The organism is Pseudomonas sp. TH49 (assembly GCF_016650625.1).
GTDB lineage: Bacteria > Pseudomonadota > Gammaproteobacteria > Pseudomonadales > Pseudomonadaceae > Aquipseudomonas > Aquipseudomonas fluorescens_H.
In genome coordinates, this window is record NZ_JAEKFL010000002.1 from 239,686 (window position 1) to 259,824 (window position 20,139).

General features: G+C 61.9%; 19 protein-coding genes. 11 read left to right on the forward strand and 8 right to left on the reverse strand.

Annotation, left to right across the window (positions count from 1 at the left end):
* Nucleotides 1–53: 53 nt before the first annotated feature.
* Entirely contained in the window at nt 54–356 is a 303-nt protein-coding gene (locus tag JFU48_RS18430; protein ID WP_201137230.1) for a hypothetical protein, read from the reverse strand.
* Between the two features lie 73 nt (nt 357–429).
* On the opposite strand from JFU48_RS18430, the gene JFU48_RS18435 reads away from it, so the two are divergent.
* Complete coding sequence (locus JFU48_RS18435; protein ID WP_003226146.1) at nt 430–876, forward strand: NUDIX hydrolase; 447 nt, start codon at nt 430–432, stop codon at nt 874–876.
* Between the two features lie 144 nt (nt 877–1,020).
* Here JFU48_RS18435 and JFU48_RS18440 read toward each other — a convergent pair whose 3' ends face one another.
* Complete coding sequence (locus tag JFU48_RS18440; RefSeq protein ID WP_201137231.1) at nt 1,021–1,794, reverse strand: alpha/beta hydrolase; 774 nt, start codon at nt 1,792–1,794, stop codon at nt 1,021–1,023.
* 112 nt (nt 1,795–1,906) lie between these two features.
* Between JFU48_RS18440 and JFU48_RS18445 the strand changes: the two genes are divergently transcribed.
* A complete protein-coding gene (locus JFU48_RS18445; RefSeq protein ID WP_201137232.1) occupies nt 1,907–2,866 on the forward strand; it encodes an aldo/keto reductase in 960 nt (319 codons plus the stop codon).
* Here the strand turns inward: JFU48_RS18445 and JFU48_RS18450 are convergent.
* Complete coding sequence (locus JFU48_RS18450; RefSeq protein ID WP_045122531.1) at nt 2,863–3,759, reverse strand: LysR family transcriptional regulator; 897 nt, start codon at nt 3,757–3,759, stop codon at nt 2,863–2,865. The two genes, JFU48_RS18445 and JFU48_RS18450, sit on opposite strands and share 4 nt — an antisense overlap.
* Nucleotides 3,760–3,907: 148 nt before the next feature.
* Between JFU48_RS18450 and JFU48_RS18455 the strand changes: the two genes are divergently transcribed.
* Nucleotides 3,908–4,933, forward strand: coding sequence for a zinc-dependent alcohol dehydrogenase family protein (locus tag JFU48_RS18455; RefSeq protein ID WP_201137233.1), 1,026 nt, complete (start codon nt 3,908–3,910; stop codon nt 4,931–4,933).
* A 145-nt stretch (nt 4,934–5,078) separates the two neighbouring features.
* Nucleotides 5,079–6,275, forward strand: a complete 1,197-nt coding sequence (locus JFU48_RS18460) for an MFS transporter (protein WP_201137234.1) — start codon at nt 5,079–5,081, stop codon at nt 6,273–6,275.
* Here JFU48_RS18460 and JFU48_RS18465 read toward each other — a convergent pair.
* Nucleotides 6,272–7,165, reverse strand: a complete 894-nt coding sequence (locus JFU48_RS18465) for a LysR family transcriptional regulator (protein WP_201137235.1) — start codon at nt 7,163–7,165, stop codon at nt 6,272–6,274. The two genes, JFU48_RS18460 and JFU48_RS18465, sit on opposite strands and share 4 nt — an antisense overlap.
* Nucleotides 7,166–7,278: 113 nt before the next feature.
* On the opposite strand from JFU48_RS18465, the gene JFU48_RS18470 reads away from it, so the two are divergent.
* The 3 genes from JFU48_RS18470 (at nt 7,279) to JFU48_RS18480 (ending at nt 10,598) form a co-directional block, all read left to right on the forward strand.
* Nucleotides 7,279–8,679, forward strand: a complete 1,401-nt coding sequence (locus JFU48_RS18470) for an amidohydrolase family protein (protein WP_003226136.1) — start codon at nt 7,279–7,281, stop codon at nt 8,677–8,679.
* Between the two features lie 13 nt (nt 8,680–8,692).
* The gene (locus JFU48_RS18475) at nt 8,693–9,172 is read left to right on the forward strand and encodes a DMT family transporter (RefSeq protein WP_003226134.1); all 480 of its coding nucleotides are present in this window, start codon (nt 8,693–8,695) and stop codon (nt 9,170–9,172) included.
* Nucleotides 9,173–9,353: 181 nt separating this feature from the next.
* On the forward strand, nt 9,354–10,598 hold the full coding sequence (locus JFU48_RS18480) for an OprD family porin (protein ID WP_045122529.1): 1,245 nt from the start codon (nt 9,354–9,356) through the stop codon (nt 10,596–10,598).
* Nucleotides 10,599–10,600: 2 nt separating this feature from the next.
* Here the strand turns inward: JFU48_RS18480 and JFU48_RS18485 are convergent, their stop codons facing one another.
* Nucleotides 10,601–11,494: a LysR family transcriptional regulator gene (locus JFU48_RS18485; RefSeq protein ID WP_201137236.1), complete on the reverse strand. Its 894-nt coding sequence runs from the start codon at nt 11,492–11,494 to the stop codon at nt 10,601–10,603.
* A 115-nt stretch (nt 11,495–11,609) separates the two neighbouring features.
* On the opposite strand from JFU48_RS18485, the gene JFU48_RS18490 reads away from it, so the two are divergent.
* The 4 genes from JFU48_RS18490 (at nt 11,610) to JFU48_RS18505 (ending at nt 16,280) form a co-directional block, all read left to right on the forward strand.
* Nucleotides 11,610–12,044 (forward strand): (R)-mandelonitrile lyase, encoded by a 435-nt coding sequence (locus JFU48_RS18490; protein ID WP_003226131.1) that lies wholly within the window; start codon nt 11,610–11,612, stop codon nt 12,042–12,044.
* Nucleotides 12,045–12,161: 117 nt separating this feature from the next.
* On the forward strand, nt 12,162–12,695 hold the full coding sequence (locus tag JFU48_RS18495) for a sigma-70 family RNA polymerase sigma factor (RefSeq protein WP_201137237.1): 534 nt from the start codon (nt 12,162–12,164) through the stop codon (nt 12,693–12,695).
* Nucleotides 12,695–13,657: a FecR domain-containing protein gene (locus JFU48_RS18500; protein WP_177434726.1), complete on the forward strand. Its 963-nt coding sequence runs from the start codon at nt 12,695–12,697 to the stop codon at nt 13,655–13,657. Before JFU48_RS18495 ends, JFU48_RS18500 begins: the two co-directional genes overlap by 1 nt.
* A 208-nt stretch (nt 13,658–13,865) precedes the next feature.
* Entirely contained in the window at nt 13,866–16,280 is a 2,415-nt protein-coding gene (locus JFU48_RS18505; protein WP_201137238.1) for a TonB-dependent siderophore receptor, read from the forward strand.
* 49 nt (nt 16,281–16,329) lie between these two features.
* On the opposite strand, the gene paoC is transcribed toward JFU48_RS18505, so the two are convergent.
* Genes paoC through paoA form a run of 3 tightly spaced genes read right to left on the reverse strand, consistent with a single transcriptional unit; the run spans nt 16,330 to nt 20,098 of the window.
* Entirely contained in the window at nt 16,330–18,525 is a 2,196-nt protein-coding gene (gene paoC / locus JFU48_RS18510; protein ID WP_201137239.1) for an aldehyde oxidoreductase molybdenum-binding subunit PaoC, read from the reverse strand.
* Complete coding sequence (locus tag JFU48_RS18515; RefSeq protein WP_201137240.1) at nt 18,522–19,478, reverse strand: FAD binding domain-containing protein; 957 nt, start codon at nt 19,476–19,478, stop codon at nt 18,522–18,524. Before JFU48_RS18515 ends, paoC begins: the two co-directional genes overlap by 4 nt.
* Nucleotides 19,475–20,098, reverse strand: coding sequence for an aldehyde dehydrogenase iron-sulfur subunit PaoA (gene paoA / locus JFU48_RS18520; protein ID WP_103484837.1), 624 nt, complete (start codon nt 20,096–20,098; stop codon nt 19,475–19,477). The genes JFU48_RS18515 and paoA overlap by 4 nt, the downstream gene beginning before the upstream one ends.
* Nucleotides 20,099–20,139: the final 41 nt, after the last annotated feature.

The following is a 20,139-nucleotide window of genomic DNA, read 5'->3' on the forward strand; positions in this document are numbered from 1 at the left end:
GGATTGTTGTTGTTCTTCGCGCGACGGCACTCACTCTAGTTCAAAGCGGCGGATCAGGGACCGTTGTGCGTCGATCTGAATACCAGACCATGGCCGGAGCGGATCAGATGGGCATCTGATCCGTATTTTTCTGTTGGATCTGCCTCTGTAACCGGTTCAGTCAGACGCTCAGAATAGCCCGGCAGTTCGGTCACCCGCGGCAGTCCTTCATCCCGAAGCGCCCGGTGCACCGCCAGCTCAGTATTGAGGAGAGCAGCATGAACAAGATGGCGATTTTCCTGGGTGGGTTTCTGACGTTGACCATTCTGATCGGAATGCTTGCGACGATTTCTCCGGTCTGAGGTGGCCTGTTGCAATAGACGTCCACCGATGTGCAGCGCGAATCGTGGTTAAATTCCGCGCCTCACATCCGTAAATGGACTTCATCCTATGGCCGAACGACGTATTCGCCCGCTCGCAATCTGTGTTTTTCACCATAACGGCAAAATTCTGGTTAATGAATTTCGTGACCCGGTCAGCCAGCAAATCTGTTTTCGGCCTGTTGGCGGTGGTATCGAGTTCGGCGAGACCAGTGCGGAGGCTGTCGTGCGTGAAGTACAGGAGGAGCTGGGCCTGTCCGTGACCGACTTACGACTGCTCGGCACACTTGAAAGTCTGTTCGTCTACAACGGCAAACCGGGGCATGAAATTGTCCAGGTCTACGATGCGACGTTTGCTGATCCTGACGCGTATGAACTTGCACAAATCCATGGCCATGAAAGTGACGGGGCTCCCTTCACCATCCGCTGGCATGACAGCTCAAGTTTCAGCGAGCACGCGCCATTGGTTCCAAAGGGATTGCATGAGCTGCTGAAGAGCGCAGGATTGCTCGTTTGAGATCCGGCGAAGATCTCGATTTCAGTCTCTTCTGGCCTCTTCGCGAGCAAGCCCGCTCCCACATTTTGTCCGGTTGACGCTGAACCACTGTGGGAGCGGGCTTGCTCGCGAAGGGGCCAGTCCAGACAACGCAATAACCGGCTATCAGCGATCAAGCACATCCTCCATCCACTGCAGATACTGCGCCCGCTCGGAGATCGAGTTGTGCCCCGCATCCGGTACCACCCGCAGCGTCGCCACGCCTTTGGGGAAACTCTGTAGCAGTCGCTGCGTGCTGTCCCGTGGTATCACCTCGTCATCGCTGGCCGCCAACAGCAACGTCGGCACGCGAATGTGCGCGGCATAGCGGCCCGACTCGAAGCGATCCTTCAGCAGCCACTTCACCGGCATCCACGGATATTGGCGGACGGCGATGTCTTCAAGGCTGTTGTACGGCGTCACCAGAATCAGTTGTTTCGCCGGGCGCTGACTCGCCAGGCGCACCGCCACCCCCGAACCCAGGCTGCGGCCGATCACGGCAATCTGCGGATGGCTGGCGTACACCTGATCGAACAGCGCCAACGCATCTTCGGCGATCGCTTCCTCCGAGGGCGAGCCGCTGCTGCCACCGAAACCCCGATAGTTCAGCAAAAACATCGCGTAGTCGGGAAAGGCCTCGCTGAACGACGGCAGATTGCGCGACACGTCCTCGGCATTGCCGCCAAAGTAGATCAGTGCCTTCGGCCCGACATGTGCGCGCGTGGCTACCCACACATCGGCATCCGGCATCGTCAGTTTCAACCGCGAATCCGTCGTGGCGACGGCGCTGTCAGGCTGGGGGAAATAGATCAGCGAACGCTGAAATACGAACAGCGCCCCGCACAGCAGCAGGTAGAGGGCGATGAGCAAGGCGACGAGTGACATCAGTTTTCTGGACATTCGACTAACTTTAACCGGGCGCGGGTGTTCGCTGTCGCAGTGTAGTCCAGCGCAGTGGACGGGCAGCCGTCGCACACAACGTTCAACAGCTTCACGCAGCAGGGGAACCAGCATGAGCCACACTGAGGGTTGCTCCCGGCGCCGGTTGCTCAAACTGGCTGCCGGGGTTTCGGCGGTCTTCACCTTTGACCGGGCGTTGGCCACCGCCACGCCGCCGCCGGCCACTTCGCCCAGCACGGCAGGAGACCAGACCATGCAGACCCGCGCCATCCCTTCAAGCTCCGAGCTGTTGCCAATGGTGGGCCTGGGCACGTACCGCGGCTTCGATGTTGCGCCCGGCGACCCCGTCTATAAACAACTGCCGGCGGTGCTCGATGAACTGTTCAAAAAGGGCGGCACGCTGATCGACAGCTCGCCGATGTATGGCCGCGCCGAGCAAACCACTGGCGAGCTGTTGTCGATCCACGAACCACGCTCGCCGGCATTTCTGGCGACCAAGGTGTGGACCCGCGGGCGCAAGGAGGGCATCGCGCAGATGGAGCAATCCTTCAGCCTGCTGCGCACCGAACGCATCGACCTGATGCAGATCCACAACCTGCTGGACTGGCAAAGCCATCTGCCGACCCTGCGCGAATGGAAAGCGCAGGGACGCATTCGCTACATCGGCATCACCCATTACACGCCGTCGGCCTATGAAGAAGTCGAGGCAGTGCTCGGGGCCGAACAACTGGATTTCCTGCAAATCAACTACGCCCTCGATGACCGTGGTGTGGAGAAACGCATTCTGCCGTTGTGCCGCGAGCGCGGGGTGGCGGTGATCTGTAATCGGCCGTTCGGTGGCGGCGGCTTGCTGACACGGCTCAAGGGCAAGCCGCTGCCGGGTTGGGTGTCGGATGTGCAGGTCAACAGTTGGCCGCAACTGGCGCTGAAATATCTGCTTTCGCATCCGGCGGTGACTTGCGTGATCCCCGGCACCGGCAATCCGCGCTATATGGCCGACAACGCCGGCGCCGGGTTCGGGCCGATGTTGACCGATGCGCAGCGGTATCAGTTGATAGCGTTGATTGGCTAAGCCGGCGTCTGCTGCGGAAACAGATGCTCCTTGAGGAAGTCGATGAACACCCGCAGTTTCAGCTGTGGATGCTTGCCCGAGGGCCACATGATCCGGTAGACGCCTGTCTCTGCGCAGTCGGGCAAAATCCGTTGCAAGCGCCCATCGGCCAAGGCCTCGCTGACGCAGAAGTCCGGTAGATAGGCGATGCCCAGGCCTTGCAGGGCAAAGCAGATCCGCGCTTCGAGGTTGTTGCAGACCATCGAGGTCGGCACTTGCAGATCGACTTCCTGGCCGGCTTCGCGCAACGGCCAGACCTGCAGCTTGCCGGTGTTGGGAAAGCGAAACTGAATACACGAATGACTGAGCAGATCGGTGGCTTGCTGCGGTACGCCATGGGCCTGAAAGTAGAGCGGCGCCCCCACCAGAATCATCCGGTAGCTACCGATCAGGCGCGAGGTCAGGCTGGAATCCGGGACATCTCCGGCCCGCAACACCGCGTCGTAGCCTTCCTCGATCACATCGACCCGGCGGTCATCGAACGTCAGGTCGAGATCCACCGTCGGGTAGGTTTTCTTGAACCGTGCCAGCACCGGTAAAAACGGCTCGCCCACCAGCGGCAAACTGATCTTCAGACGCCCGCGCGGGGCGGCGTTGGTCTGGGAAAACTCCATTTCCGCTGCTTCGATCTCGGCAAGGATGCGCAAACTGCGTTCGAGAAACCGCGTGCCGTCCTCGGTCAGCGTGATGCTGCGCGTGCTGCGATTGAACAGGCGCACGCCAAAGCGTTCTTCCAGGCGCACGATGCTTTTGCCAATTGCCGAAGCCGACACGCCAAGCAGGCGCCCACTGGCGACAAAGCTGCGAGTTTCCGCCACCGACACAAACACATTCAACGCATTAAGGCTGTCCATCACGATTCTCGATTTCACCGGTGGGGTTCAATTTACCTTAGTCATTGCGGAACAAAACGTCCGTATATAACGGAGTGGCGACCCACTTAATCAGCCGGGGGCATGGCTTCTATCATCGGCGCCACAGTCCTCTACCGAGATTATCGCCATGTCCGACATTATGCAGCGCTGGGAAATTTCCGCGTTTGGCCTCGCCAACCTCAGCCAGGTCCAGGCCCCGCGACCAACCCCGAAAGCCGGAGAAATCCTGGTCAAGATCGATGCGGTTTCGCTTAATTACCGTGATACCCAAGTCGCGGAAAACGGCATGACCGCGGCGTTGAAATTCCCCTTCACGCCAGCCTCGGACATGGCCGGTACCGTGGTCGCGGTCGGCGAGGGCGTCACGCGCTTTCAGAGTGGCGACAAAGTCATCTCCACCTACATTACCAACTGGATCGACGGCAATCCGAAAACCTGGGCCGAGATGCCGACCCAGGGTGGGCCGATTCCCGGCATGTTGGCGCAGTACGTTGCCACGCCGGCCGACTGGTGCGTGCGCGCGCCGAAAACCCTCAGTGCAGTCGAGGCCAGCACACTGCCGATTGCCGCACTGACTGCGTGGATGGCGTTGATCGAACTGGGTCATCTGCACGCCGGGCAAACCGTGGTGGTGCAAGGCACTGGCGGGGTTTCGCTGTTTGCCGTGCAACTGGCGGCGGCCAGTGGCGCCAACGTCATCGTCACCAGCAGCAGCGACGACAAGATCGCCCAGGCCATCGCCCTGGGCGCCACTCATGGCATCAACCGCAGCACCACACCGGACTGGCACACCGCTGTGCTGGAACTGACCGACGGGCGCGGCGCCGATCACATTCTGGAGATGGCCGGCGGCGACAACCTCGGGCGCTCTCTGCAGGCAGTGGTGCCTGGAGGTCGGGTGTCGATCATCGGCCTGCTCGATTCTGACGAGTTGCGCACGCCGATCATGCCGCTGCTCGGCAGCCGCGCTTCAATCGTTGCGGTGGCCGTCGGCCCGCGTCGGGCGCTGGAGGACATGGTGCGGATGATCGATCACCACGGGATCAAACCGGTGATCGATGCGACCTATGCCTTCGATCAGGTGACTGAAGCGTTCGCCCATCTCAATCGCGGGGCGTTCGGCAAGGTTGTGGTCGATTTCAACAAGGCCTGAAACCACCTGTAGGAGTGAGCCTGCTCGCGATGGCGTTGAATCAGTCACCGATGATGCCGAATGACACACCGCCATCGCGAGCAGGCTCACTCCTACAAGGGGCCGTGTTGTCTGGGTAATTTTTCTTTTTTTTTGATGAGAGTCTATGAACCGTTCCCCCCATCCCATGTCCGTCATGCCCTTCATCATTCTGGGCCTGTTCGGGCTGTACACCCTGGAACTCGGCGTGGTCGGCATTCTGCCGCTGATCGTCGAGCGTTTCGGTGTCAGTGTCGCCCAGGCCGGTTTGCTGATGAGCCTGTTCGCGTTCATCGTCGCGCTGTCCGGGCCGTTTCTGGTGCTGGTGTTCTCGCGGTTCGACCGCAAGAAAGTGCTGGTCGGTGCGCTGCTGTGTTTTTCCGTCAGCAGCGTGCTGTCGGCCTATGCGCCGAACTATTCGACGTTGATGGCGCTGCGCATTGTTCCGGCGATGTTGCACCCGGTGTTTTTCTCGGCGGCGTTTGCTGCGGCGATTTCGCTGTACCCCAGGGAGCGTGCGACCCACGCGACCACGGTCGCCTTCATCGGTACCACCCTCGGACTGGTGTTCGGTGTGCCGATTACCGCATGGGTCGCCGGGCGGTTTTCTTATGAGGCGTCGATTCTGTTCTGCGCCGTCGCGACGTTGCTCGCCGGGCTCGGATTGCTGCTCAGGCTGCCTCGGCAGAATGCTGCGCCGGAGAGCTTCGCAAGTCAGCTGTCGATCCTGAAAAAGCCGCCGGTGTGGCTGGCGATCATCGCCACGGTGCTGGTGTTCACCACCAAGTTTGCGGTGTACAGCTACGCCGCCGAATACCTGAAAAACCAGACCGGCCTGGACGGTGAAACCATCAGTTTCCTGTTGGTGATCTTCGGTGTCGGCGGGGTGCTGGGCAACCTGTTGGCCGGGCGCGCACTGGCCACACATCTGGTGGCGACTGCGTTGCTGTTTCCGATTCTGTTGAGCATCGCCTACCTGATTCTGGCGGTGTTCGGCAGTGCTTCGCTGGGCTCGATGTTGCTTATCGTGCTGCTGTGGGGCGCGACTCACACCAGCGGCATGATCATCACCCAGATGTGGCTGACCAGCGCCGCGCCCGAGGCGCATTCGTTCGCCACCAGCCTGTATGTGTCGGCGGCCAATGCCGGGATCGCCCTCGGTTCGTGGATCGGTGGGGTGTTTATCGACACCTGGGGCCTGCCGGGCACGATCTGGTGCGGGTTGCTGTTTGCGCTGCTGTCGTTGCTGACGATTGGCGCCAAGGCCATGTTCTATGGCGGTCGTGAAGAGTGCCCGAACCTGAGCGGGGCAAGCGTCGCCTAGTGCGCCTTGCGCAGGGCGCCGATAAAGGCTTGCAACGCTGACGACATCTGGCGATTGCTCGGGTAATACAGGTAGAACGCGGGGAAGGGTGTCGACCACTCTTCCAGCAGCGCCACCAGTGCACCGCTGTCGAGTTCGTCCTTGATCCACTCACGGATCCATACCGTGATACCCAGCCCATCCAGCGCCGATTGCATGGCAACGGCGCAGTCACTGACCACCAGAGAACCTTTCACGCTCAATTCGAACGGCATGCCATCGCGGAAAAACCGCCACTTGTACAGCCCGGACTCCCCGGAGCGCCGCCAGTTTACGCAGCGGTGATCCAGCAAGTCGGCCGGCTCGTGCGGGCGACGTTTGCCTTGCAGGTAGTCGGGCGAGGCGATGGCGATCTGCGTCAGCGGTTCGCTGAGTTTGAGCGCGACCATGTCTTGTTCGATGAACTCACCCAGACGAATCGCCGCGTCGTAGCCTTGGGAAACGATGTCGGCGGTGCTGTCGTCGGTGGTCAGTTCGAGCTTGATGTCCGGGTAGGTCGCTTGAAATGCCGGCAGGATCGGTTGGATGAAGTGCAGCATCGCTACCTGCGGCGCGCAGATGCGCAGGGTGCCGACCGGTGTGTCGCGGTAGTCGTTGAGTTGTTCCAGCGCTGCGTCCAGATCGGCAAAGATCTCGCCCAGGCGTTCGAACAATTTACTCCCGGCCTCGGTGGTCGACACGCTGCGCGTGGTGCGATTGAGGAGGCGTACCCCCAGACGCTCTTCCAGACCCTTGATGGTCTGGCTCAGTGCCGATGGCGAAACCCCCAGTGCCTGCGCCGCTCGGGAGAAATTACGCTCGCGGGCGACGGCGAAAAACGCCCTGAGATGGCCAAACTCTTGGTCGCGCATTATGTATGCCCAGCTTCACAATGTTTGTAGATGTTTTGGCATTCTAAATAAAGCTTCCGGGTCAGACAATGCGGCTACAGGCCAATGCGCCGACCGTCCCCCTGGAGCCCACCATGTCTTTCAATGCTCATTTCGATGTTTTGACTTCCGCGCTCAAACCGTTGCCCGATGCTCAACGCTTGCTACTGATCAAGGGCGGAACCCTGGTCACCCAGGACGAACGCCTGGGCAATTTCATCGAAGGCGATGTGCTGATTCGTGGCACGGAAATCGTCGAGGTCGGCGTAGGACTCAATGCTCACGACGCTGAAGTCATCGATGCCAAAGGCATGATCGTGATTCCCGGCATGGTCGATACCCATCGCCACGCGTGGGAAGGTCAGTTGCGCCGGATCAACCCGAACTCGCCGACGCTTGAAGACTACTGCAACGCCACGCATTTTTCCTTTGCCAAATACTACCGTCCGCAAGATATGTACGTCGGCAACCTGCTGACGGCGCTGGGTGCGATCAACGCCGGCATCACCACCATCATCGATAACTCACACAACGCCCGCAGCGGCGCGCATTCCGATGCGGCCATCGACGCTTTGCACGACGCCGGCATCCGCGCGGTGCATGCGCCGGGTGCGCCGTTGTCCGGTGAGTGGGAGTCCACGCAGTGGCCGGGCGATCTGCGCCGTATCAAAGACAAGTACGCCGGTTCGCCCGACTCGCTGGTGACCCTGGCGATGATGGCGCAACTCGACCGCGAACAATGGGCAGTTGCCCGCGAATTGGGCCTGAATATCGTCACCGAATTCTTCGGCGCCGGTATGGCGGCGGAGCTGGATGCGCTGCACGAAGAGGGCCTGCTGGGCCCGGACAATATTTTCAACCACTGCACCTGCCTGCCGGATCACGGTTGGTCGATCCTGCGCCACGCCGGGGTCAAGGTGAACGTCTGCCCGCGCTCCGACGCGCACTACGGGCTCGAAGACGGCGTGTTCGCCTGGCAGAAAGCTGTCGATCACGGCCTGCATCCGGGCCTGAGCGTCGACAACGAAAGCTCTTACGGCGGCGACATGTTCGGTGAAATGCGCGTGGCGTTTTACCTGCAACGGGCGGCGGCGCACAGCGCGCGTTTCCATGGTCAGCCTGCGCCGGAACTGGTCAGCGCCGCGCAACTGCTCAAAGCCGCCACCCTTGATGGCGCGGCGTGTGCCGGACTCGAGACGCGCATCGGCAGCATCACTCCGGGCAAGCAGGCCGACATTGTGTTGATCCGCACCGACAACCTCAGCGTCTACCCGTCGAACAACGCGCTGGGCACGGTGGTGCATGCCGCCGAACGTGGCGATATCGACACCGTGATCATTGCCGGGCGCATCCGCAAACAGGCCGGTGTGGTGCTGGGCGTGGATCGCGAACAACTGAACCGGGCCACGGAAGAGTCGCGCAGCTACCTGTTCAATGCCGCCGGTTACAGCCCTGATCCTTTCGCGGAGCATTTCGCCCCGCTGCATGCCCACTGAGAGGTGCACGGTCATGATCCTGATTTCCTTTGTGCTGGCCTTGCTGGCCGGTGTGGCGATTGCCGTGCAAGCGGCGGTTAACAGTCAGTTGGCCGGGGCCATGACCGGCAACACGCTGGCAGCGGCGTTCTACTCGTTTCTCAGCGGCATGCTGGTGCTGGGTGCACTGGCATGGATGCGCGGTGGTCTGGGCGATGCCTTGAGTGTGATCCCGGCGCAACCCGGCTGGCGTCTGGTCGGTGGCGTGCTCGGTGCCGGGGCGATTTTCTGCACCGTGTGGCTGGCGCCGCGTATCGGTCTGGCGAATCTGCTGGTGCTGGTCATCGCCGGGCAGTTGCTGTCGTCGGTGGCGATCGATCACTTCGGCTGGCTGGGCGCAGTGGTCCGTCCGGCGGCATCGATCAAGATCGCGGGCGCAGTGGTGGTGCTGCTGGGCGTGGCCCTGACGCTGTTTGGTGAGCGGCTGATCGCGATGCTCGCCCGGTCTTTCTGACCCGCGAATCTGCCCTGTGGGAGCGGGCTTGCTCGCGAAGGCGTCAGCGCATCCAGCACCTTCATTGCCTGATACAGCGCTTTCGCGAGCAAGCCCGCTCCCACAGGGGGATACGGGTTTGCCTGAGTCTTCTACGAACAACTTCATAGGTGTCGCCGTGACTGCATTCATTCATTCGGGGATGCGCAATGGATTGTCGACCCTGGCCGGCGCATTGCTGTTGGCAAGTTTGAGCAACGGAGCTCACGCGGATTTTTTCGCCGACTCTCATGCGTCGTTCGAAACCCGCAACGTCTACTTCAATCGGGATTTCCGTGACGGCCCATCAACCCTGCAATCAAAACGCGAGGAGTGGGCACAGGGCCTGATGCTCAAGTTCGAGTCCGGGTATACGCCGGGGTTGGTGGGGTTTGGGGTCGACCTGCTGGGCATGGTTGGTGTGCGTCTGGATTCCAGTCCCGATCGCGCCGGCAGCGGTTTGTTGCCGGTGCGCAGCGATGGGCGCGCAGCCAGCGAGTACGGCAAATTGGGGGTGACGGCCAAGGTCAAAATCGCCAAAACCGAGCTGAAGGCCGGGTCGTTGATCCCGGTCCTGCCGACACTGCGCCCGCAGGACGGGATGATCCTGCCGCAGTCGTTTCGGGGTGCGATGGTGGTCTCGCAGGATCTGCCGGGTGTGGTGCTGACGGCGGGGCAACTGGATCGGGTCAAGGGGCGCAATGACACCAGCTACGAGCCGATTGCGCTGAACAACAAGAACAACCGCTTCGTCACCAATGCCCAGGGCGCGCACCTGAATCTGGTCGGCGTGGATCGGCAGGTGAACGACAACCTCAAGGTCAGTTATCACTACGCGTCGCTGAGCGATGTCTACGATCAACACTTCGTCGGCTTCACCGATACGCGGCCCATGGCCGGCGGCACGGTGAGCAGCGACCTGCGGTTTTTCTCCAGCGAGAGCCAGGGCGCGGCCAAGGCCGGAAAGATCCGCAATCAGTCGCTCAACGGCCTGATCGGTTACGCCGCGGGCGGGCACAAGGTCAGCGTCGGCTATCAGGCGATGCTCGGCGACAGCGCGTTTCCCTATGTCGAAGGCAGCGATGCTTACCTGGTCAACTATGCGCAGATCGGCGATTTCGCCGAAGCGAAGGAGCGCTCGTGGCAAGTGCGTTATGACTTCGATTTCGAGCGCTTGGGCATTCCCGGCCTGACTTTCATGAGCCGCTACATCGATGCCGATCATGCGCAAGTGGCCGGCAAGACCGGCCAGGAATGGGAACGCAATACCGAGGTCAAGTACGTGATCCAGAGCGGCACGTTCAAGGACGTTGCCTTGCGTTTGCGCAATGCGACTTATCGCTCGTCGTTCAGCCGCGATGCCGATGAAACCCGGATCCTCATCACCTACACCAAAGCGCTGTGGTGAACTCAGCCGCGATACCGCAGCACCTCCACCAACAACGCAAACGCCGGCGCCGCCTGCCGTCGGCTCGGGTAGTACAGGTGATAACCGGCGAAGGTCGGGCACCAGTCTGCCAGCACTTGCAGCAGACGCCCGTCGGCGAGATACGGAGCGACGATGTTTTCCGGGATGTAGCTCAGACCAAAACCGTCCAGTGCGGCGTCGAGCAGCGGGTAGACGCCGTTCAGGGTGACCTGCCCGGATACCCGCACCTTGAGGCTTTCGCCGTCCTTCTCGAACTCCCAGGTGTACAGCCCGCCGTTGGTCGGCAGGCGCAGGTTGTTGCAGGCGTGGATGGTCAGGTCCCGTGGCGTTTGCGGCTTTTCACGCTTGGTGAAGTAGGCCGGCGAGCCGACCACTGCCATGCGCATGTCGGGGCCGATGCGGGTGGCGATCATGCCTTGTGCCACGTCTTCGCCCAGGCGCACGCCGGCGTCAAAGCCCTGCCCGGCGATGTCGACAAAGCCATAGTCGCAGCACACCTCGACGGAGATGTCCGGGTACTTGGGCAGAAATTCCTTGAGCACCGGACGCAACAGCCAGTTCAGCGAATGGTCGGTGGCGCTGATACGGATCCGGCCTGCCGGGGTTTCGCGCAGGTTGCTCAGGGCGGCCAGTTCCAGTTCGATCTCTTCGAAGCGCGGACCGATGGTCTGCAGCAGATGTTCGCCGGCCTCGGTCGGGGAGACGCTGCGCGTGGTGCGGGTCAGCAGGCGCAGGCCCAGGCGCGCTTCGAGGGCGCGGATGGTATGGCTGAGCGCCGATTGCGAGACGCCGAGTCTGGCCGCGGCTTTGGTGAAACTGCGCTCGCGGGCCACGGCGAGGAAGGCGAGCAGGTCACTGGCGTTTTCTCGAAGCATTGATGAGTGTCCTGCATAAGTTTTTTCGAATTCTAGTCGATTATCTGAAGAGTCTGGCTCGTTAAAGTGACGCAAGTTCCCTGTAGGAGCTCTCGTACAACTTTGGAGTCTTGTGATGAATTCAATTGCAACTGCGCAGGTCCCACGTGTAATCGTCACCGCCAACGGTTCTCAGCCCTCGGCCAAGGGCCCGGCAGACTGGTTCACCGGCACGGTGCGTGTCGACGCGCCATTCAAGGGCAGCGATGCCGCCCGCGTCAGCGGCGCCACGGTGACCTTCGAGCCGGGCGCGCGCACGGCGTGGCACACCCATCCATTGGGGCAGACGTTGATCGTCACCGCCGGCGCCGGTTTTGTACAGGAGTGGGGTCAGCCGGTTCGGCAGATTCGCCCTGGCGATACCGTATGGATCGCTCCCGGTGCCAAGCATTGGCACGGCGCTGCGGCGAATACCGCGATGACCCATATAGCGATCGCCGAAGTGCTCGATGGCAAGGTGGTGGACTGGATGGAGCAGGTCACTGATGCGCAGTATCAGAAAGCGGAATGACGCCCTGACCCCTAGTACCCCATGCAAGTGCGCTAGCGTTTTTCGTGCGTAGTGACACTTGTTACCAAATGAAATATATTCGCATTCATGTAGGTTGCCCCCCTCCAGGATGCCGCTGTGCCCGCTGATTTTCCTTCCGCCCAATCCCCGCGCAATCAGTTGCTGTCGTTGCTTTACAGCGACCATCACGGCTGGTTGCAGAACTGGCTGCGCAAAAAACTTGGTTGTTCGCAACGGGCGGCGGATCTGGCGCAGGACACCTTTATCCGCGTGCTGACTCTCGCCGAGCCCGAGCGTTTGCAGGAGCCACGGGCCTTCCTGACGACCACGGCCATTCGTCTGCTGATCGATGGCGAGCGCCGGCGCAAGCTGGAGCGGGTGTATCTGGCGGTGCTCGCGCATGAAAGCGAAGACGCGGCGGCGATCAGCCCGGAAGATTTCCATCAGATCATCGAATTGCTCGAATCCATCGCGCGTCTGCTCGAAGGTCTGGCGGAGAAACCGCGCCGGGCGTTTCTGCTCAATCGTCTGGATGGCTGGAGCCACGCCGAAATTGCCGAACATCTCGGCGTATCAAAAAGCATGATCAAGCAGTACATCGCTCAGGTCATGGTGCATTGCTATGTCGCGTTGTATGGCGGTGCGCCGTGATCAGCGGGTCGGAGCCGAGTCATGAAACGGTGGTCGCAGCGGCGCAATGGCTGTCGCTGCTGCATTCCGGCGAGGCCAGTGAGCAGCAGCGTCAGGCATTCGCCCAATGGCGTGAGGCCGACCCGAGTCATGCGCTGGCGGCGTCACGCCTGGCGTTGTTATGGGGGCGTTTTGACGGCTTGCCCAAGGGCCGCGCGCGCAAGACCCTTGACCGGGTGCTGACATCGAAACGCGGCAGCACCCTGCGCCGCACCGGCACGTGCCTGGCTGTGCTGATCGCCGCAAGCGTGGCGTGGCAAGGCGTGCGGCAGGGGCCGGTGTGGCTGGCGGACCAACGTACTGCCGTGGGCGAGCGGCGCGATTTGATGCTGGCCGATCACAGTCATTTGAAGCTCAACAGCGACTCGGCGGTGGACCTGCATTTCGACGGCCAGCAACGGCTGATCGATCTCAAGCGCGGCGAACTGTGGGTCGAGGTGGCGAAGGACCCGCAGCGGCCATTCGTGGTGCGCACCGAGCACGGCACCGTGACAGCACTTGGCACACAGTTTCTGGTGCGTCGCGAAGCCGGGCAGACCCGGGTTACCGTACTGGAATCGGCGATTGCCGCACGCCCGGTCGAGCATCCGGAGAACGCTGTGCGTGTCGCGGCCGGTCAGCAGGCCACGGTGTTTGCCGACCATGTCGACAGCCCGACGTCACTGGGCCATAGCGACCCGGCGAGCTGGACACGCGGCGTGCTCAAGGTTGACGACCGTCCGTTGGTGGAAGTGCTTGATGAGCTGGCGCGATATCGCTCGGGCGTCATGCATTTTGATCGGCAGGCGCTGGCCGGACTGCGAGTGTCGGGTTCGTTTCCGCTCGGTGACAGCAACGCGGCGCTGGCGGCCTTGCAGACCAACCTGCCGATCCGCGTGCAGCGTTTTACCGATTGGCTGGTGTTGATCAAACCCGAATCCTGAACCCGATACAAAACCTGCAGGCGTGCGCCTGCTCGCGATGGCGTCATGTCAGTCGAGATCAATTTCACTGACACGCCGCCATCGCGAGCAGGCTCACTCCTACAGTGAATTTCGGTGGTCTGAAAAAATAAATCAACGGTCCACTGTCCCTTTCCCGAACTCACCCGTCATGGCCTGAGAAACCAAAACAACTTCCAGGAATCCACCCATGACCCGCCCCGTTGTCCGGCTGCATCCACTCGCTGCCGCGCTGTTTCCGATCTTTCTCGCCGGTGCCGCGCTGCCGGCGGTCGCTGACGACGCCAGTGTCGCCCAGAGCCGCGTGCAAACCTTCGCGGTGCCGGCCGGTGACCTGAGCGTGGCTCTGAGTACGTTGGCCGAGCAGGCTGGGGTGGCGCAGGCGTTCGATCCGGCGCTGACCCGTGGCAAGCAGACCCCGGGCCTGAACGGTCGCTACACCCTGGAAATGGCGCTGGCGCGGCTGCTCAGTGGCAGCGGTCTGGAAGCCGTGCAGGTCGGTTCGACTTACCGCTTGCAGGCATTGCCGTCGGGGGCCGGCCAGGTGCAACTCGACAGTCTGTCGATCAGTGCGCCGGAAGTGGTCGATGGACCGTTCGGGCCGGTTGACGGCTACGTCGCGCAGAACAGCATCAGCGCGACCAAGACCGGCACGCCGATCCACGAAACCCCGCAATCGATTTCGGTCATCACCCGCGAGCGAATGGAAGCGCAAGGCGTGCAGTCGGTTAACGAAGCGTTGCGTTACACCCCGGGCGTGTCGAGCTATGGCGCCAACAATCGTTCGGACTGGTACACAGTGATTCGCGGTTTCTCGCCGACCACTTACCTCGACAGCCTGCAACTGCCGACCACCATCAACCTGGCGAGCTGGATGGTCGATCCGTACATGCTCGAACGCGTTGAAGTGCTGCGTGGCCCGGCCGGCGTGCTCTACGGGCAAGGTGATCCTGGTGGCGTGATCAACCAGGTGTCCAAGCGTCCGAGCGCGGTGGCAGCCAACGAAGTCGGCGTGCAGTACGGCACCGATGCGCGCAAGCAGATCAACTTCGACAGCACCGGCCCGCTCGACGATCAGGGCGTGTGGTCGTACCGCATGGTCGGCGTGCTGCGCGATCAGGACATCAAGGACACCCCGTGGCAGGACAAACGCCAGGCGCTGGCGCCGTCGATTACCTTCGCGCCGGACGACGACACCCGCTTCACCTTGCTGGCCAGTTATCTGTACGACGACAGCAACTCCGGAGACGGTTTCTATCCGTCGGCTGGCACCATCGACTACAACCCCAACGGCCACATCAAGCGCAACATCTTTGAGGCCGACAAAGACTTCCAGAAGTACGAAAAGCGCCAGTACTCATTCGGTTATGAATTCTCCAAACGCCTGAGCGACACCTGGCAAGTGCGGCAGAATCTGCGTTATTCGCACCTCGATCTGAACGACAACATGATCTACGGCGGCGGCTTCCAGGAAGGCTCGCTGACGACCATCGACCGTTGGGCCGGCATCGCCGACTTCACCTACAAACGCTGGACCGTGGACAATCAGGCGCAGGCCGATTTCAGCGTTGGCGGCATCGATCACACGGTGCTGCTGGGTCTGGATTACCAGCATCAGGATGCCACCGACAAAGAGGTCTATGCCCTCGCGGCACCGGTCAATGCGTATAACCCGGTATTCGTGCCGTTCGACCGTTCGGTGTTCAACGACCCGGACAAAAGTTACCCGAGCAACATCGATTCGACTTTGAATCAGACCGGTCTGTACCTGCAGGATCAGTTGAAATTCGACGACCACTGGCGCCTGACCCTCAGCGGTCGCTATGACTGGGCCACCAGCGAAACCCAGGATCATCTGGCACACACCACGACCAACCAGAAAGATGAAGCCTTCAGCGGCCGTGCCGGTCTGGTGTATCTGGCGGACAACGGCCTGGCGCCGTACGTCAGTTACTCCACCGCGTTCACCCCGAACGCCGGTCTGGATGCCAACGGCAAACCGTTCGACCCCACCGAGGCCAAGCAGTACGAAGCCGGGATCAAGTTCGCGCCCAAGGACACCAACGCTTCGGTGACCGCCGCAGTGTTCCAGATCACCCAGACCAACGTGCTGACGCCCGGCCCGGTCAACCCGAATTACTCGGTGCAGACCGGTGAAATCCGCTCCCGAGGTTTCGAGCTGGAAGGCACGGCCAGCATGAGCCGTGAGCTGGACGTGATCGCCAGTTACACCTATCAGGACGTGAAGATCACCAAGGCCAATGACGTCAGCGAAGGCAAGACCCCGACGTTCATCCCGATCCCGCGCAACATGGCGTCGCTGTGGGGCGACTACACCTTCCATGACGGCTGGTTGAAGAACTTCGGTCTTGGCGCTGGGGTACGTTATGTCGGACGCAATCCGGGAGCGGCGGACAACTCGCTGAACATCCCGTCGTACACCGTGTTCGATGCCTCGGCGCACTATGTGACCGGGCCGTGGAAACTGGCGCTGAACGTCACCAACCTGACCAACGACGACTACATCTCCGGTTGCTACGACGCGACCCGTTGCCTGTATGGCAATCCGCGCACCGCAGTGGCATCGGCGACGTATCGCTGGTGATGGAGAACGCCCCTCTCTGCGCAGGGAGGGGCGATTCTGTGCAGCTGCTTCAGATCATCGGCGGCAACGAAGAGAGGATCTTGTCCAGCGTAATCGGATACTCGCGCACCCGCGCCCCGGTGGCGTTGTAGATCGCATTCGCCACCGCTGCGCTCACACCACAAATCCCCAGTTCCCCCACGCCCTTGGCCTTCATCGGTGAAGAAATCGGGTCGGTCTCGTCGAGGAAAATCACCTCTTGATGCGGGATGTCGGCATGCACCGGCACCTCGTATCCGGCCAGATCGTGATTGACGAAAAAGCCCAGGCGCTTGTCCACTGCCAGCTCCTCCATCAACGCTGCGCCAACGCCCATGGTCATCGCCCCGATCACCTGGCTGCGCGCGGCTTTCGGGTTGAGAATCCGTCCCGCCGCGCACACCGCAAGCATGCGTCGCACGCGGACTTCACCGGTCGCTGCATCCACTGCCACTTCAACGAAATGCGCGCCGAACGTCGACTGCTGATACTGCTTGGCAAGGTCGGCGAACTCGATGCTGTCCTCGGCCTCGACGGCGCCATTTTTTGCGGCGTCACGCAGCGGCAGGGTCTTGCCGGCGGCGCTTACCTGACCGTCGGCGAACTCGACGTCACCCCCGGTCATGCCCAGCTTCGTCGCCACTGCTTCGCGCAGTTTCATGCATGCGGCGTAGACGCCGGCGGTCGAGCAGTTGGCGCCGAACTGGCCGCCGGAGCCGGACGACACCGGGAAGGTTGAATCGCCCAGACGCACGGTCACATCCGCCAGCGGCACGCCCATCATCTCGGCGGCCGTCTGGGCGATGATGGTGTAGCTGCCGGTGCCGATATCGGTCATGTCGGTTTCCACCGAGACCTTGCCATCGTGCTCCAGCCGCACCCGTGCGCCGGACTTGAGCAACAGGTTATTGCGGATCGCTGCCGCGACGCCCATGCCGATCAGCCAGCGACCTTCGCGACGGCTGCCGGGTGTGGCGTTGCGCTGGTTCCAGCCGAATTTTTCCGCGCCGGTCTGCAGGCATTCGATCAGTCGGCGCTGGGAGAACGGGCGCTCGGTTTTCACCGGATCGACCTGCGTGTCGTTGAGGATGCGAAACTGGATCGGGTCGAGCTTGAGCTGCTCGGCCATCTCGTCCATGGCGATTTCCAGCGCCATCAACCCCGGCGCTTCACCCGGCGCGCGCATGGAGTTGCCCTCGGGCAAATCCAGTGGCGCCCGGCGCATGGTCACTCGGCGGTTCTCGGCGGCGTACAGCAACTGGCTCGGCTGCGCGGCGACTTCGACCTTGCCGTCCTTGAGGTTGCCCGACCAGCCTTCGTGGGCAATCGCGCTGAGCCTGCCGTCCGCCGTCGCGCCCAGGCGAATGCGCTGGATCGTGGCCGGGCGGTGGGTGGTGTTGTTGGCCATTTGGGGGCGAGCGAGGGCAACTTTCACCGGGCGATTGGCCAGGCGCGCACCGAGGGCGGCGAGAATCGCGTCCGCACGAATGAACAGTTTGCCGCCGAAGCCACCGCCAATGTACGGCGAGATCAGGCGCACGTTTTCCTTGGGCAGGCCAAGAGTGGTGGCGACGTCGCCGACGCTCCAGGCGATCATCTGGTTGGACGTCCACAAGGTCAGTTGATCACCTTTCCACGCGGCCAGTGTCGCGTGCGGTTCCATCATCGCGTGGGACTGGTCGGGTGTGGTGTAGGTCTGGTCGAACTGCACCGGCGCGGCGGCAAAAGCCGAGTCGAAATCGCCGTGGGTGACGTCGGGCAACTCGTCGTCTTCGACACCTTGGTCGCGCACGTTGGCCAGCTCGAATTCGCCTTTGGCCGTGACATAGTCGACCTTGACCAGCTGCGCCGCGGCGCGGGCCTGTTCGAACGTCTCGGCGACCACCAGTGCCACAGCCTGGTGATAGTGCTGCACCTCGGAATCGGCGAGCAGCGGCGCCGAGTTGTATTTGCCTTTGCCGAGCTTGCCGGCATTGGCGGCGGTGACGATAGCCAGCACGCCGGGCGCCGCTTCGGCAGCGTCGAGATCGATGTGGCTGATGCGGCCCTTGGCGATGGCCGAGCCGACCATGAAACCGTAAGCCTGATTCGCCACAGCCTGATGTTGCTCGTAGGCATATGGCGCCTGACCGCTGGTTTTCAGCGGGCCTTCAACGCGGTCGGTGGGTTTGCCGATCACCTTCAACTGGTCGATCGGATTGGTGGTGGCGGGCGTGTCGAATTTCATGCTTCGTCCCTCGCTTGCGCCAACACCGAGCCGAGCGTGCGCTCGACCAGGGTCAGTTTGAATTGATTGTCGTGGGTCGGCGTAGCGCCGTCGAGCAGGCGTTCGCTGACGGCTTTTGCGCCTTTAGGCAGCAATGCTTCGGCGGCTTCGACCCGCCACGGTTTCGGCGCGATGCCACCGACCGCCACACGGCCGCTGCCGTCCTTTTGCAGGATCAGACCGACCGACACCAGCGCAAAGGCATAGGAGGAGCGATCGCGCACCTTGTGATAAATGTGCGTGCCGCCAACCGGGGCGGGCAGGGTTACCGAAGTGATGAACTCGCCAGGCGTGAGGCTGGTTTCGATGTTCGGCGTGTTGCCCGGCAACTGATGAAAATCGGCGATGGCGATGCTGCGCGTGCTGCCGTCGGGTTTGACCGTTTCAATCTGTGCATCGAGAGCGCGCATCGCAATCGCCATGTCGCTCGGGTGGGTGGCGATGCAGGCGTCGCTGACGCCGATCAGCCCCAGTTGCCGACTGACCCCGCCAATCGCTGCGCAGCCACTGCCGGGCTGGCGTTTGTTGCAGGCCTGATTGACGTCATAGAAGTACGGGCAACGAGTGCGTTGCAGCAGGTTGCCGGCGGTGCTCGCCATGTTGCGTAACTGGCCCGAGGCCCCGGCGAGCAAGGCGCGGGAGAGCAGGGCGTAGTCCTTGCGTACGCGGGTGTCGGCGGCCAGATCGGTGTTGCGCACCAGCGCGCCGATGCGCAAGCCGCCCTCGGCGGTGGCCTCGATCTGGTCGAGGCCCAGGTGGTTGATGTCGATCAGGTGCGGCGGAGTTTCGATGTCGAGTTTCATCAGGTCCAGCAGGTTGGTGCCGCCGGCGATGAACTTCGCGCCTTCGACCTGTGCCGCCAGTGCAGCGGCTGCGGCGGGGGAGTCGGCGCGGCTGTAATTGAACGCTCTCATGCCGGCACCTCCGCGACTTCAGTGATCGCTTCGATGATGTTCGAGTAGGCGCCGCAACGGCAGATGTTGCCGCTCATGCGCTCCTGGAATTCGCTGGCGATCAATTGTGGAGCTTCGGTCAGGCTCGGGCTGACGTGGCTGGGAATGCCATCGCGAATTTCCTTGAGCACTGCCACCGCCGAACAGATCTGCCCCGGCGTGCAATAGCCGCACTGGTAACCGTCGTGCTTGATGAACGCGGCCTGCATCGGATGCAGTGCGTCGGGCATGCCGAGGCCTTCGATGGTGGTGATCTCGCTGCCGTCTTGCATCACCGCGAGGGTCAGGCAGGCATTGATTCGGCGGCCGTCGGCGATCACCGTGCAGGCGCCACACTGGCCGTGATCGCAGCCTTTTTTGCTGCCGGTCAAATGCAGGTGCTCGCGCAGGGCGTCGAGCAGGGTGGTGCGGTTGTCGACTTCCAGGGATTGCGGTTTACCGTTGACTTGAATCGTCACTTTACTCATGGCCGATTGCTCCAGATTGGCCGCATAGGCCTTGAGGCTGATGAAGGGCGGCATGGCAAACGCCACGGCCGTTACGGCGCCCAGGATCAGAAATTTGCGTCTGGAAAGCGTCATGCTTCAATTCCTCTCTATCAGGCGGCAGGGTATTGAATGAC

What these genes read in the sequence shown, in the direction of transcription:
- JFU48_RS18475 (WP_003226134.1), top strand. Translation starts at nt 8,693, where the DNA reads ATGATCCTGATTTCCTTTGTGCTGGCCTTGCTGGCCGGTGTGGCGATT.
- paoC (WP_201137239.1), bottom strand. Translation starts at nt 18,525, where the DNA reads ATGAAATTCGACACGCCCGCCACCACCAATCCGATCGACCAGTTGAAG.
- JFU48_RS18445 (WP_201137232.1), top strand. Translation starts at nt 1,907, where the DNA reads ATGAGCCACACTGAGGGTTGCTCCCGGCGCCGGTTGCTCAAACTGGCT.
- JFU48_RS18465 (WP_201137235.1), bottom strand. Translation starts at nt 7,165, where the DNA reads ATGCGCGACCAAGAGTTTGGCCATCTCAGGGCGTTTTTCGCCGTCGCC.
- JFU48_RS18440 (WP_201137231.1), bottom strand. Translation starts at nt 1,794, where the DNA reads ATGTCCAGAAAACTGATGTCACTCGTCGCCTTGCTCATCGCCCTCTAC.
- JFU48_RS18455 (WP_201137233.1), top strand. Translation starts at nt 3,908, where the DNA reads ATGTCCGACATTATGCAGCGCTGGGAAATTTCCGCGTTTGGCCTCGCC.
- JFU48_RS18485 (WP_201137236.1), bottom strand. Translation starts at nt 11,494, where the DNA reads ATGCTTCGAGAAAACGCCAGTGACCTGCTCGCCTTCCTCGCCGTGGCC.
- JFU48_RS18490 (WP_003226131.1), top strand. Translation starts at nt 11,610, where the DNA reads ATGAATTCAATTGCAACTGCGCAGGTCCCACGTGTAATCGTCACCGCC.
- JFU48_RS18515 (WP_201137240.1), bottom strand. Translation starts at nt 19,478, where the DNA reads ATGAGAGCGTTCAATTACAGCCGCGCCGACTCCCCCGCCGCAGCCGCT.
- JFU48_RS18505 (WP_201137238.1), top strand. Translation starts at nt 13,866, where the DNA reads ATGACCCGCCCCGTTGTCCGGCTGCATCCACTCGCTGCCGCGCTGTTT.
- JFU48_RS18460 (WP_201137234.1), top strand. Translation starts at nt 5,079, where the DNA reads ATGAACCGTTCCCCCCATCCCATGTCCGTCATGCCCTTCATCATTCTG.
- paoA (WP_103484837.1), bottom strand. Translation starts at nt 20,098, where the DNA reads ATGACGCTTTCCAGACGCAAATTTCTGATCCTGGGCGCCGTAACGGCC.
- JFU48_RS18470 (WP_003226136.1), top strand. Translation starts at nt 7,279, where the DNA reads ATGTCTTTCAATGCTCATTTCGATGTTTTGACTTCCGCGCTCAAACCG.
- JFU48_RS18480 (WP_045122529.1), top strand. Translation starts at nt 9,354, where the DNA reads ATGCGCAATGGATTGTCGACCCTGGCCGGCGCATTGCTGTTGGCAAGT.
- JFU48_RS18435 (WP_003226146.1), top strand. Translation starts at nt 430, where the DNA reads ATGGCCGAACGACGTATTCGCCCGCTCGCAATCTGTGTTTTTCACCAT.
- JFU48_RS18450 (WP_045122531.1), bottom strand. Translation starts at nt 3,759, where the DNA reads ATGGACAGCCTTAATGCGTTGAATGTGTTTGTGTCGGTGGCGGAAACT.